This window comes from Symmachiella dynata, from assembly GCF_007747995.1.
Taxonomy (GTDB): domain Bacteria; phylum Planctomycetota; class Planctomycetia; order Planctomycetales; family Planctomycetaceae; genus Symmachiella; species Symmachiella dynata.
This window is the reverse complement of sequence record NZ_CP036276.1, coordinates 2,921,964-2,936,320: the sequence shown is the minus strand read 5'-3', so window position 1 is coordinate 2,936,320 and position 14,357 is coordinate 2,921,964. Positions and strand designations below refer to the sequence as shown.

Annotated in this window: 7 protein-coding genes; 1 reads left to right on the top strand and 6 read right to left on the bottom strand. The window is 53.9% G+C overall.

Annotated features, from left to right (window positions below; translation table 11 throughout):
* Nucleotides 1-236: 236 nt before the first annotated feature.
* A complete protein-coding gene (locus Mal52_RS11320; RefSeq protein WP_145376186.1) occupies nt 237-1,166 on the top strand; it encodes a metallophosphoesterase in 930 nt (309 codons plus the stop codon).
* Nucleotides 1,167-1,214: 48 nt separating this feature from the next.
* Here Mal52_RS11320 and Mal52_RS11315 read toward each other — a convergent pair whose 3' ends face one another.
* From Mal52_RS11315 to Mal52_RS11290, 6 genes are all read right to left on the bottom strand, one after another.
* Nucleotides 1,215-3,572 carry an arylsulfatase gene (locus Mal52_RS11315; protein WP_145376185.1) on the bottom strand — a complete coding sequence of 786 codons (2,358 nt, stop codon included), beginning with the start codon at nt 3,570-3,572 and terminating at the stop codon, nt 1,215-1,217.
* 70 nt (nt 3,573-3,642) lie between these two features.
* The gene (locus Mal52_RS11310) at nt 3,643-5,373 is read right to left on the bottom strand and encodes a hypothetical protein (RefSeq protein ID WP_145376184.1); all 1,731 of its coding nucleotides are present in this window, start codon (nt 5,371-5,373) and stop codon (nt 3,643-3,645) included.
* Between the two features lie 43 nt (nt 5,374-5,416).
* Entirely contained in the window at nt 5,417-6,139 is a 723-nt protein-coding gene (locus tag Mal52_RS11305; RefSeq protein ID WP_231962611.1) for a protocatechuate 3,4-dioxygenase, read from the bottom strand.
* Between the two features lie 214 nt (nt 6,140-6,353).
* Complete coding sequence (locus tag Mal52_RS11300; protein ID WP_145376183.1) at nt 6,354-8,843, bottom strand: ABC transporter substrate-binding protein; 2,490 nt, start codon at nt 8,841-8,843, stop codon at nt 6,354-6,356.
* A gap of 602 nt (nt 8,844-9,445) precedes the next feature.
* Complete coding sequence (locus Mal52_RS11295) at nt 9,446-12,610, bottom strand: efflux RND transporter permease subunit (RefSeq protein ID WP_145376182.1); 3,165 nt, start codon at nt 12,608-12,610, stop codon at nt 9,446-9,448.
* Nucleotides 12,607-13,899, bottom strand: coding sequence for an efflux RND transporter periplasmic adaptor subunit (locus Mal52_RS11290; RefSeq protein WP_145376181.1), 1,293 nt, complete (start codon nt 13,897-13,899; stop codon nt 12,607-12,609). The genes Mal52_RS11295 and Mal52_RS11290 overlap by 4 nt, the downstream gene beginning before the upstream one ends.
* Nucleotides 13,900-14,357 lie beyond the last annotated feature (458 nt).

Below are 14,357 nucleotides of genomic sequence, written 5' to 3'. Positions count from 1 at the left end.
ATTGTGCCAGCGAAATCGACCGATTTGATGTGCTCGTCCGCGGGCGGATTATAACGTTCCCCCGACTGACATGGTACTCGCTCCGCATTCGACAACCGCAAAAAAAGGCCTTCCTGGAGAGGTATTTGCAGGAGGTTCGCCGAAAGTCTACGATCAGCTTAGCGACAATTTGGGGCGTCCCTTCACCTGCGGGACGTGAAAAACAGACTTCGAATCTCGGGAAATGCGATTGCATCATGTACGACATCATCGGCGACATTCACGGGCATGCGGACGAATTGAGCGAACTTCTGGGCAACCTGGGGTATGATCGCCAGAGTGGGTATTACGCACATCCACTGCGGACGGCGGTCTTCGTTGGTGACTTCATCGACCGCGGTCCACAGATTCGTGAAGTGCTGCAGATTGTCCGACCGATGGTGGAAGCCGGCAGTGCTCGGGCGGTGATGGGCAATCACGAATTCAACGCGATTGCCTGGAGCACTCTGCATCCCACAGAGAATCACCGGTATTTGCGTGAGCACACCGAAAAAAACAACGGCCAGTTCGCAGCCACTTGGACGCAATTATCCACCGACGAACTGGCCAGTGCCATCGATTGGTTTCGGACGCTGCCGATGTGGCTGGCGCTGGAGGGAATCAATGTCGTGCACGCCTGCTGGCAACCCAGCCATCAAGAAACAATCACTGCGGCGCTCAAGCAATATGGCGGAGTCACAACCGACTTCATGGTCGAGGCGACCAACCAAGGCTCGGACCTCTATCTAGCCGTCGACGACGTGCTCAAGGGCAAAGAATTTCCCCTGCCCGAGGGGATCACCTACCGGGACAAGGACGGCAACCTCCGCACCAATGTCCGCGTGCGGTGGTTTGAATCGCCCGAAGGCAAAAGCCTCCGCGATTACGCCCTCCCCCCTGCTCCACTGGCTCCCGACACACCGCTGTCGGAGTCCATGGTCGACACTCGCGCCATCTACGCCGCCGATGCGCCGCCCGTCTTTTTGGGCCACTACTGGCTATGGTCCGACCACCCCACCCGCCTGGCGACAAACGTCGCCTGCGTCGACTACAGCGTCGCTAAGGATGGAATTTTGTGTGCCTACCGCTGGAACGGGGAACAGGAAATTGTTGACAAGAATTTTCTGTGGGTGGCGAGCCGGTCTTGATCCACTGGCCAATTGGGATTCCGAATGATCGTGAATTCTCGAATTCCTTCATTCAAGTTCAATCGTCACCGATTTCAGTTTACCAGCAAACTTAAAGGGCAACTCGTAGTCGTCGGCGACGGGAGTGCCGGTGTCGAAGCCGAAATCCATCGTTTCGTCCAGTGTCACGCGGTTGGGAATGCTCTTTTCGACACGACCTTCTGCGAGCTGTTTGTCGTTGGCGAATAACGTCACGGTGGCGCCGGCGAAGGGCTTGTTGGCATCCGACTTGTAGACGACTCTTAAGGTCACATCACCGGTCGGCACATTTTCCTTCGACTTGATCGTATATTGATCGACGCCGACAAGGTTGTAGTCGTAGATCAATTTGCCATCCAAAATATAGAAACCATAACCGGCAAAACGCCCGCCCTGTGTGAACAGCATGCCGTCGGCTCCCCCGTCCGGAATCGTGGCTTTGGCAATGATCGTGTGGTTACGGTGCTTCAGGTCCGGAGCGGCCCCTTCGGGCAAGCGGAGCAGGTTCGGATAGGTAAAGCTCTTGCGGCCGGCCGTCAGACTGGGGCGATTCTCAACGTTTAGCCGTTCGGTCTTGCGATCGTCCAACGGCAACACATTGTACTTGGCCGCCTCGGCAAAGAATTGTTTGACCAGCTCAGCGAGCTTTTCAGGATGTTGCTTCACCAGATTGTTCGCTTGGCTGTAATCCTCGTCGATGTGATAAAGCTCCCAAGGCATGTTGAGCAAATCGCCCGGCTCATTTTCGCTGAACCAAGGGACACCGCGAATGGCACTGGCCATCCAGCCGTTGTGATAGATCCCCTGATTGCCCAGCATTTCGAAGTATTGCGTCGTACGACGGTCCTTGGCATCGGCGTCATCGAACGTATAGACCATGCTGACGCCTTCGATCGGCTTTTGGGCGATGCCGTTGAACTGCGCCGGCGCTTCGACGCCGATGATTTCGAGAATTGTGGGGGCGATGTCGATGACGTGATGGAATTGATCACGAATTTCCCCACGGGCTTTGATCCCTTTGGGCCAAGAGATGGCCATGCCATTGCGGGTGCCGCCGAAGTGGCTGGCGATTTGTTTGGTCCATTGAAACGGCGTATCCATGGCCCAAGCCCATGCGGCCGGGAAGTGGTTGTAATGTTTTTCGCTGCCGAGCGTGTCGAGTGAGGCGAGTTTCATCTCCAGCGGTTCGGGGATCGCGTTAAAGAAGGTCATTTCGTTCAGCAGACCATTCAGCCCCCCTTCGGCGCTCGAACCATTGTCGCCGGCGATGTAGAGGATTAACGTGTTGTCCAACTCGCCCAACTCTTCGATGGCGTCGACAACGCGTCCCACCTCGTGATCGGTATGTGCGGTGAAGCCGGCGAAGACTTCCATCATGCGGGCATAGATCTTGCGTTCGTCCTCCGGAACTGAATCCCAAGCAGCAAGCGAATCGGGCCGCGGAGTGAGTTTCGTGTTTTGGGGGATCACGCCGAGTTGTTTTTGGCGCGCGAATGTTTTTTCACGATACGCATCCCAACCGTCATCGAACTGTCCTTTGAATTTCGCAATCCACTCCGGGGGAACTTGGTGCGGTGCGTGAGTTGCGCCGGTGGAAAAATAGACCAGAAAGGGTCGCTGCGGCGCGACCGCTTTGGTGGCCCGCATCATGCGAATGGCATGATCGGCGATGTCGGTCGTGAAGTGATAGGGTGAACCATCCTCGTTGGTTTTAGGCGGTTCAATCCGTTTTTTATTTTCCACAAGCGCGGGGTGAAACTGATCGGTATCGCCACCGACAAAGCCATAAAAATAGTCAAAGCCCAGTCCGCTGGCCCAGCGGTCAAAGGGGCCGACGAGGCTGGTTTCCCAGTCCGGAACGTTGTGATTTTTACCGAACCAGGCATTGGCATAACCGTATTCGCGAATGACCTCGGCAAACGTTGCCGTCGAGGCCGGAATGATTCCTGAATAGCCGGGAAATCCCGTGCCCGCTTCACCGATCACGCCCGTTCCGACGGAATGGTGGTTCCGCCCAGTGAGCAACGCAGCCCGGGTCGGTGAGCAGAGTGCGGTGGTGTGAAACCGCGTGTAACGCAAGCCATTTTGGGCGACACGATCCAGCGTAGGAGTCGGAATGGCCCCGCCAAATGTTCCCATCTGCCCGTAACCGCAATCGTCGATCAGCACGATGAGAATGTTCGGCGGATTCTCCAGACCGAACGTCGCCGGCACCTTCAATTTCGGTTTGACCGCTTCGGAATCTTTATAGGTCAACCCAATTTTGCCTTTGAAGGCCTCTTCGGGGCGCGGCAGGACTTCTTGGGAATAGGAGGTTGTGGGCATTGTGCTCACAATCGCCAGCGACAGGAAAACCGCAAATACGACGGGCGTTTTGAAGCGAGTCATGTCTTCACCATCTGGTTGTCAAACTTGGAAGGGGCAAACTTGATTTTGCAATTGTCGTGGTTTCTCGCTGTTACTCTAATTCAGTCGGGGCATCATAATCGCCCGCATAGCGTTCGTAGAAAATGTACCCGATTTGCTGCGAAAGGTCTTTTATCGATAATTCCCGAAATCGCTTGAGCGGGAGCTTTTTATTCGACACTGGCCCGCGCAGTGGGAAATGAATGTTGACCTCACGCTCAAAAATCGATTCTCCATTTCCAACGCGAATCACGCTGACGTCGACAGTTGCCCGACAGCGGTAAAGATCTGACGAGCCATCCTCGACGAGCGTGAATTTCTTGATCAGTAATGATATCACAAACCCAGCTTCCTCAGACTTTCCCAAGGTTGCTAGATCTTTGGCGGATGTGGTTTGCAAGTCAGGAGTCTTTGACTTGCTGATTTTGCTTGTGGTGATGTCACGCGACTTCAGCTGATCGCGGACGGACTGTTGTAAGGTTGCCGCCAGAGTGTTGTCGTCAGTCTTTACTGTGTCCTTTGCCTGGCAAACCAATAACAGTTTCCGAGAACTTTGTTTCAGTGACAAGCCCGTCGCTTCATCGAATGCGGGCTCAATTGACGGTGGTCCGCCGATTAAATATCCGAGTAATATGAGTGTTTTTGGCGGCATGCCGAAAGGCATCATATCACTAAATGTGGAACTGTAAGCATGCGCAACGATTCTTGGGTAGGCTTTTCCAATCTTTACTCGCAGGCGAATTTGTTTCGCCGTCGGTTGCAACTGAAACAGTATTTTCTGCTCGACTGGAGCCATATTTCCTGCCAATTCCCTCAATTCCGGAACGTCATCGAGGAGATTTAACAATGCGCCCCAATAGGCATTTGTTGAGAATTCAATGTTTGAAATCTCAACGGGCTGGAATTGTTCGAATGATTTTTCCGCCTTAGGCGCGAGTCTCATTTCTAATACAGTGCCACGGTCCTCCTGAGAAATGCGAAACCCAACGAACAGGTTTCCCGCTTGGGCGACAATCTGCTCAGGAAGTTCGTCGTCGGATAATTTCGGCAGATCGGGGATTCGTGCCTGCAAATCCGCATAGATAGCCTCAAACGTCTCCACGAAATGTTCGTCATCAATTTGATCAACTTGGACCGACACCGAAAAGTCAAATAATTTCGCATCTTCGGGTATAAAATCTTTAGGCGATGCAAAGCGGACAGCGGCTTTTTTACCGTAGTAGATAAACGCGTATCCGTCTTGAAAATGAACGACAAATTCGTCGTTGGGAGGAGGTTCTTTTTGCCCGGCGTGTGTCACCTTGACGTAGGGCACATACACGCGGACCAGTTTGAGGAATTGTTCTTCGTCTTCAATTGGAACAAACCCAAACGGTGCGTAGTCTGCCTGCCGGTCTACAATTGCCCACCCAAGCGGTTTTGTGGAGTCGATTCCGGCGCTGCCGAAACCAGCGGTCATCAAATTCGCCATGGCCTGAATAGTTCGCGCTTTTTCAGGTATTCCAGCAGACTCGAAGACGTAATGTAGGTCGTCCTGGACGTCATTCAAACTGGAAATCGTCATGACACCCACAAAGGGCCGACGTTCCGCCGCCTCTGCTGCGGACAATGACGGAATGCAAACGGTCCAAAGTGCCGCAGCAAATATTCCCCGACTGAGAATATGACGTGAACGCATTAGCAATTCCTCCGTCAAGTGAGCGACGACAACTTTGTCAGCCATGAATCGGCGCGACTGCATGGCTGTCTTGTCCATGATCAGCGTTTCATAGGGATATGCCAACAAAGTGTCTTACATCAACGGAGATCGGTCAAGCCGCAACGTCCTAACGACCACGCCGACCGCGGTATTGAGGCTTCCCGATACCTGCTTTCAAACTGCCGTCTTCTAGCTCTTCGGCGGTCACTCCCAGAATGATGTCGAAGTTGGCGGCCAGTTCGCCGATTTTCGAATCGGGAATCGGTTTGAAATCGACCAGCACTGTGTCGCGGGCCTGTTGATCGATTCTGCGAAACAGGCCGTCACGTTCGTTCTGCTTTTCGCCTTTGATGAGCATCTGCGTGGTAAAAATCCGCCGGCCGTTTTTACTAACGCCAAAGTGAATGTGCGGCGTCCGTCCGGGATAGGGAACCGGTTTGACAGTGCGGAAATAATACTGCCCCTTCGCATCGGTCAAAAACCGTCCGTAACCTTGAAAATTCGTGTCCCGATTCCCGGCCCCCGCCGAATCGGTATGGATGTAGACGCCGTTGTGATCGACCTGCCAGATTTCCACAAACGCATTGCGAATCGGCGAGCCGCTGGCAGTGAGAACGCGGCCCGACAGATGAGTGATATCACCGATCGCCGGCGTGATCGCATCGTTGACCACCAACAGGTCGTTGTCGGTATCCAATGGCATTTTGTCCGGATAAAACGGGCCTTCGCCCATTTTGGCCGTGACCGCCAATTCTTCAGCAAACAGGCCCGGTACAGAAAACGATACCGCACCGAACGCCAACGTACTCAACATGCCGCGGCGCGTCGGTTTCCAAAGTGACGACATCATACTTCTCCTGAATTAAGTTGGGGGGAACCTTCGTCCAGTGATGGTGATACTTTGTGAACACCGACGAGGCTAAAATGTTCCGCGAGAAAGTCTGAAACGGCCGATTCATGTCAGCTGACAGGTTTCGATTCCCTTATCAAAACGAAAACCATCACCGCGAATTCACAAATCTCAAATTGCTTCGAATGTGAAATCTCAACAAGCAGCCGTAGTCCTATTCCAAATCGAACGATTCAAACTCACCCTCTTTCGTGAGTCGAGTTCCCCAGACGCGATCTGATGCCTGGTGCCGTGAGGGACTGAAGGTCAGCATCGGGCCAATCCCGATGTCGAGATCGTTGATTCGGTGCAATGCATCGATCAATGTTTCCGTGTTCAAATCTGGACCCGCCAGACGCAGGCCTTCGGTGAAGATTCTTGCGGCAATAAATCCTTCCAGCGAGACGAACCCCGGTTCATATTCGGGGTTATATTTTTGCAACAGCCGGCGATATTCCAACACCCCGGTCGCATTGGACATAAACGGCGGAACGACCTGTGTCACGATGACCCCTTCCCCGTCCGCCGGTCCGTTTTCACGAAATTCCTCGGCAAAAGCGCGGCTGCCGACAAAGGAGACCGCACCGAACACCATGTCCGGTTTCACAGCCTTCACCCGTTTGACGAACCGGGCTGCCACCTTGTACGTCGAGACCATGACGATCGCACGGATGTCGTTTTTGTCATCAACTATCGTAGAAACTGCTTCGTCGATGTTAAACTGATTGCGGTCATAACCAACACGCAACAGTTGATCGACTTCGATGTCATACGGCTTCACAGCACGGGCCACGCCCGCAAATCCGTCGTCGCCAAACGCATCATTCTGCGCGAATACAGCGATCTGTTCCGGTGCGATACGGAGCGATTCGACAAAATACTTGACCAGCGCCGCTGTCTCGTCTTGGTAACTGGCGCGATAGTTGAAGATATACCGGTCCGGCGGATCTTCGCGCAGCAAACTGGCGCCGGTAAGCGGTGCGAAAAACAGATGCCCATTCTTGCTGGCAAAAACCGACGTCACATTGGCCGTGGGCGTGCCGACGTTTCCAATCACAGCAAAGACCTTACGATCTTCGAAAAGCTGCTTCATGTTTTCCAGCGCTTTATCGGGATCATACCGGTCATCGAGCACGGTGAGTTCGATCCGGCGACCGTGCACTCCTCCCGCGTCGTTGACGCTATCGAAGTAGCTCTTCATCCCGATGACCATATTTCGGCCCAGTTCTTCGTTGGGCCCATTGAAGGCGGTCGTCGTTCCCAAACGAATCGTATCGGCCGTGACACCTCGAAAGATCGGGACGTTTTGATTGGCTTTTCCAGCGAAAGCGTTGCCGTTCTCCGTCTGTAGTCCGTCATTCGATCGGTCATTGAATAAACCGCTCAACGCGAAAAGAATAGCCAACGCAGCAACAACCACCGCCCCACCAGCGGCGATCTTCCACGGAAAGTGTTTTGCCGCAGTTACTGCAGGAGCCGCAACGGGCGGGGGCGGTTCTTCTTTGGAAAGCAGAGCCGCCAAGTCCTTGCGCATCTCCGCCGCCGATTGATAACGATCCTCTGGCCGTTTGGCCATCGCCCGCTGGATGATCCGATCACAACCGGCCGGAACTTCCGGATGTTTTTCGCTAACGCTTGGCACGGGTTGATTGCAATGCGCGAACATCACCTGCAATTGCGTGCCACTTTCTGTAAACGGCGCATGCCCGGTGAGCAGGTCATAATACGTCGCGCCCAGCGAATAAATATCCGACAGCGAATTGATCTCACGGGCACTGCACTGTTCGGGACTCATAAAATCAGGCGTGCCCAGTATCGTCCCATGCTGCGTAAGGGCCTTCTCGGAGTCCTGGTCGGATTTCGCCAAACCAAAGTCCAACAACTTCACCGTCGACTCGACGGTGAGCATAATATTTTGCGGTTTGATGTCGCGATGAATCAGGCCTTGGGCATGTGCAGCGGTTAAGGCATCGCAACAATCCATGGCGATTCGCGTTGCCAATTTCCAGTCCAGGAATCCGCGCGTCGACTTTTTGAGCACCTCGCTGAGATCATCGCCTGGGACTTTTTCCATGACGACGTAATAAGCACCTTCGACCTCCAATACGTCATAGATGCCGACAATATTCGGATGATGCATCGCTCCGGCCGTCTGCGCTTCTTGCAACAGTCGCGACAACGCATTCTCATTGGTGGAGTGCTTCGAACTCAACAGCTTGATGGCCACCTCGCGACGAATCACCGTATCGTAGGCGCCGAAGACAACTCCCATCCCGCCGATCCCCAGGACCGAGCGAATTTCGTACTTCCCCAACTTTTCGCCGACAGCAATATCGACTTCGGTACTTCCCAAATCGGGTTCCCGTTTCGACCCCTCGGTGACGATCGTATCGTCAATCGCACTAAAGGCGGCGGTGATGGTCGGTTGATCTGCTGGAAATCGCTGGATGTAATCGGTGGGCGAAGGATTCTCCCCCAGGCTCCTGCGCCGCCGCAGATCGGCGTTAATCAGTTCCGCAAGCACTTCTTGGCGAACATCCTCAGGCGCACGCGACGCATAGTCTTCCAGATTGGGCCGCAAGCCGGCTTCCCAATCGTCCTGAAACTCACGGAGAATTCCTGTTGCAGTCACATCTCGTTCTCGAGCCGAATCCGATTCTGTCACTGGATGTTCCTCTGGTCGTTCCTAGCGCTCTGTCCTGACAACCTACAGGATAAGACATCCAGAAACCTGCGGGAAGCCTGATATGCCTATGGCAATCGCGACCAGAAACCAACCTCAGCATCACAAGTCTTAGCGAATATCCTCTGTCTTGATTCGTGCGACGAACGTTTCATAGTTTCGTCTGTTGCGCAGATTGACATTTCCTAAAAAGAAACCACGAAAGCAACAAAAGACACGAAATCGATTTCAGATTTCACGACAGACACGTCACACAAGGCATAGCTGTTTGTCAAAGCAAGCTTCTGTGACCAATTGGCCTCGCAGATAAAGGACTAGCCACAGAGTTCACAGAGATCACCGAGAAATATTTAATACTGCGATGATTGCAACATTGCAGAGAGTCTCTGTGAACTCTGTGGCCTCTGTGGCTAATTATTTTTAATATCTTAGTCACGGCCTAGCCGCGCTGGATCCATCGCGTCTCTCATGAACTATCTTTATTCGGGGCACAAGCTAAAGCTTTACTTGTGCCGCATAATTTTGGACGTTCCTTCCACCAGGCCGATTCGGGAATCGTGGTCCGATGACAACATCGCAAAATGTCACTTAGACTTAGCGAATCGCCGGAGCACGACATAGAACACTGGCGTCAAAAACAGCCCGAAGATTGTGACCCCCAACATGCCGCTGAACACGGCTGTCCCGAGGACACGTCGCATTTCAAATCCGGCACCGGTGGCAATCAGCAGGGGAATCACCCCGAGGATGAATGAAAATGCCGTCATCAGAATGGGGCGTAACCGCATCCGACAGGCATCGATAGCAGCTTGAAACCGATCTTTACCGGCATCTTCCTCAGCCTTAGCAAACTCGACGATCAAAATCGCGTTCTTACAAGCCAGTCCCACGAGAACGATAAAACCGATTTGCGTCAAAATGTTGTTGTCCATCCCCCGCATCCAAATACCGAGAATCGCAAACAGCAAACACAGTGGAACAATCAAAATGATGGCCAGTGGCAACAACCAACTTTCGTACTGCGCCGCCAAGGTCAGAAATGCGAACAGCACCGCCAGCGGGAAGAGAAACAGTACCGTATTGCCGGCCTGTTTTTCTTGATAGGACAGTTCAGTCCAAGCATAGCCAAACCCCGGCGGCAGGTCCTGATCGGCCAATCGCTCCATGGTTTCCAGCGATTGTCCGGTGCTAAATCCGGGCAGTGTCGCCCCATTGATGTCGGCCGAGGGATACAAATTGAAACGAACCAGACGGTCCGGCCCGACGGTCCGTTTGACCTCCACAACCGAGCCGAGCGCGATACTGGTTCCTTGGGCGCTGCGCGTGCGCAATCGCAAAATGTCACTCGGTTCGTCCCGGAATTCCGGCTCCGCTTGCGCGGTCACGCGATACGTCCGCCCCAGCAAATTAAAATCGTTGACGTACGCCGATCCAAGGTAAACCTGCAAAGCTTCGAAGACATTGCTCATCGGGATGTCCAACATCTGCGCCTTCGTCCGATCGACATCGGCGTAAATTTGCGGAACGCTGAGACGAAAGTTGGAAAACACCTGGACGAGTCCCGGCTGTTGATTCGCATCATCAACCATCTGGTCAGTGACTTGACTCAGCGCGTCGAGGCCGGCGCCGCTCTGATCCTGTACGTACATTTTAAAACCACCGCCACGGCCGATTCCACGAACCGGTGGAGGCGGTATGACGAACACTTCGGCCTCGTTAATCTCACTCACGGCCATCCGCATATCGGCAGCAATCGTTTCGGCGCCCCGCCCGCGTGCGGCGCGCTCTTTGGCATCCTCCAAAGGAAGAAATGTCACCGCCGCGTTGGGACTGATCGTAAACGTCGAGCCCGACAGCCCCACAATTCCCACGGCATGGGCCACCCCATCCATCTGACTGCCAATTGCCGCCACGCGTTTTGTGACTTCGTCTGTCCGTGCCAAGGAGGCCCCGTCGGGAAGTCGAATGCTGACAATCAAATAGCCTTGATCCTGCTGCGGAATGAATCCCGTCGGCACCATCCCGAAGCTATACCACGTACATCCCAGCAATAAGGCATACACGAGCAAAGAAAATACGGAAACACGGATCAGCCGCGACACCATGCCGGCGTATGCATTGCTTGTGAAATCAAAACCACGATTGAACCACCGTGACGGTCCCGACAAGAGTCGAGAAATTCCCCGCGAGAATCCAGAGCGGGGCTTCGCATCAATACCAGCCGCGGACTCCTGATCTTGGTTCCTTGGTTTCAGCAATAAGGCACAAAGAGCCGGAGTCAACGTCAGTGAAACAAACGTCGAGATCGCCGTCGATATCGAAATCGTCAGCGCAAACTGCTGGTAAAACTGTCCGCTGATACTGGAAACAAACACGGTTGGAACAAACACGGCAATCAACACCAGTGTGGTTGCAATGAGTGCCGAACCGACTTCGTCCATCGCCTTGTGTGCCGCTTCGCGCGGTGACAGACCCTCACCAATCAGCCGCTCAACGTTCTCGACCACCACGATCGCATCATCCACAACGATTCCGATTGCCAACACCAGACCAAACAGCGAAAGAGTATTGAGCGTCACCCCCAACGACTGCATGGCCGCAAAGGTGCCGATCAATGAAATCGGAATGGCGACGACGGGAATAATTGTCGGCCGCCAGTGGTGCAAAAACACAAACACAGTCAGCACCACCAATGCCGTGGTGATCAATAATGTGACGAACACTTCATTGATGGACTCTTCCACAAACTCCGTGGGGTTGTATGCAATCTCGTAGCCAATCCCTTGGGGAAAGTCTTTCTGCAGATTGGCCATCGTCTGCTTCACTTCCTCAGCCGTATCGACAGCATTCGTGCCGGGACGCTGGTAAACGAGCACGGCAACGGCAGGCTTTCCGTTCAGATAACTCAACCGAGAATAATCCTGGGCGCCAAGCTCAATACGAGCGACATCACTCAATCGCGTCACACGACCATTCTCACCCCGCTTGACGATGATCTGGCCAAATTCCTCTGTCTCCTTCAGACGCCCCTGAGTCGTGACGTTTAACTGAAATGCACCGGTCTCGCTGGTGGGAGGCTGTCCGAGGACCCCGGCTGCCACCTGCACATTCTGTTGACGAATCGCCTCCACAACATCGCCGGCCGTCAGATCGACATGCGTCATCTTCTCGATATCCAACCAGACGCGCATCGCATATTCATTACCGCCGGCGATACGAATATCACCCACCCCGTCCAGCCGCATCAACGCATCACGAATCTGCAGAAAGGCAAAGTTGCTGATGTACAAATTGTCGCGGCTCTCATCCGGCGAAGTCAGGTGCACCACCATTAGCATGTCGGGAATCTGCTTCCGCGTCGTCACACCAATTTGCCGCACCGCTTCGGGGAGTCGCGCTTCAGCAACCGCCACACGGTTCTGTACTAAAACCTGCGCATCATCCAGATCCGTGCCGAGTTTAAACGTGACAGTCAACTGCATGGTGCCGTCGGCGCTGGAGGACGACTCCATATAAAGCATGTCGTCGACGCCATTCATTTCCTGTTCGATCGGTGTGGCAACCGTGTCGGCAATCACCTGCGGAGTCGCGCCGGGAAAACTGGCGCGGACCACGATTGTTGGCGGAACGACGTTGGGATATTGCGAGACCGGCAGCGAGAAATAGGTGATTCCCCCCACCAGCAAAATCAAGAACGAAAGCACCGTGGCGAAAATAGGTCGTTCAATAAAGAAGTGCGGAAATTTCACTGCGAGTTGCCTCCTTGGTCCGCTTGCCGATTGAGGCGCGAAACCTCAGACGCCGGCAAGGGGTCTGGCGAGGGGGAAATCCACTGCTCCGGGGGAAGCGGCTCATATTGGTCCGGCAATCCATCCTCAATAACCTTGATTTCCCCCGCTTTGGTTTTGACTGCCATTTCCGGCCGAGCTTGCAGCAAACCTTCGATCACGAGCGACTCGCCTCCACTGAGCCCCTCGCGGACAACACGCAGCCCATCGACAATCGGGCCCAGCTTGACCCCCCGTCGCTCAATCACGCCATCGATGACGACATAAACAAATTGCGAGGCCTGATCGGTACCAATCGCCGAATCTGGAATGAGCACAGCTTCGTACGATGCACTGCCGGGAATACGAATCCGCGCGAACATTCCCGGCACTAAAACGAAATCGTCATTGGGAAAGACGCACCGTGCCCGCATGGTCGCTGAATTCGTATCGAAACGATTATCAACAAAGTCCATATGCCCGAGATGCGGAAAAGCGGTTTCGTCGACCAGCCCCAGATACACCGGATTCTTGGCCTCGCGGGAACTTGCACGCGTCCCCGCCTGATCCAACCGGACATACTTCAACACTTCTTGCTCGTTGGCATCGAAGGTGCAATAGATCGGATCGACCGAAGCAATGGTCGTCAACAAAGTCGACGTCGCGGTCCCCCCGCTGACAAGATTACCTTCTGTGACATTCTCATGGCTGATCCGTCCGCTGACCGGTGCGCGAATTCGCGTGTATTCGAGATTCAATTCCGCTGTCTCAACTTCCGCCTTCACCGACTCGACAGTTGCCATTTCGGTCGCGATCGCAGCTTCCGCAGAAGTAATCCCCGCCTTGGCCCCTTCCACATCCGCTTCTGCCTCAAGATACGCCGACTCATCCTGGTCCAGGTCAGCTTGTGTAATCGCATTTTGCGATTTCAATTGTCGCGTCCGCTGAACACGGGCAAGGGCCAGTTGCAGCCGCGCGTCGGCTTGCAGCTTCAATGCCTTCGCGACCGTCAATTGAGCCCGCGACTGTTGCAATCCCGATTCCGCCTGACGCAAAGCAGCCAAAGCTCGATTCAACTCCGCCTGATAAGGACGTGGGTCAATGACAAACAGCAAATCGCCTTCGTTAACGACTTGCCCTTCATCAAAGTGAATCGTCTCCAGATAGCCGCTGACACGAGCGCGAACCTCAACGAAGTCGACCGCTTCGAGGCGTCCCATATAGGCGTCCCACTCGACTATCTGTTTGCGTACGGGCTGAGCGACAGTCATCGTCGGTATAGGGCGTTGCTGAGGCTCCGCCCCTCCCTGATTGCACCCCACAGCCACTGCGCAGAGGGCCAAAAGTCCGACAAATTGGATTGACGGGCATTGAGTTTGGATTTTCAATGTACTACTGTCCTCGTGATTGAAAAACGACCTACAGAGTCACAATTCGCCCCAGCCCTCGATACCGGTGGCCTGCTGAGACGACAGCCATGGATACTGGCCCAGGCACTTAGTAAGCTAGCTAACAATTGACACAACATCTATTTGCACGTATCTTATCCTCATATGCAGGACCAGACAAGACGCCAAACGTCCGTCCCGTGCAAGAATTGAAAAGAATTTCAGTTCCGACCCGCTGAAACACCCATCAAGCCGCATCGTATTGTGCTCAATTGACTTGTCTCAAAATCGTTGATGGACACAAACAGACGCCCCAACGAAAAAACCAACAATCTATTTGA

Bases quoted from the DNA above. Each gene is read 5' to 3' on its own strand.
- Mal52_RS11320 (WP_145376186.1), top strand. From the start codon at position 237: ATGTACGACATCATCGGCGACATTCACGGGCATGCGGACGAATTGAGC.
- Mal52_RS11315 (WP_145376185.1), bottom strand. From the start codon at position 3,572: ATGACTCGCTTCAAAACGCCCGTCGTATTTGCGGTTTTCCTGTCGCTG.
- Mal52_RS11305 (WP_231962611.1), bottom strand. From the start codon at position 6,139: ATGATGTCGTCACTTTGGAAACCGACGCGCCGCGGCATGTTGAGTACG.
- Mal52_RS11290 (WP_145376181.1), bottom strand. From the start codon at position 13,899: ATGACTGTCGCTCAGCCCGTACGCAAACAGATAGTCGAGTGGGACGCC.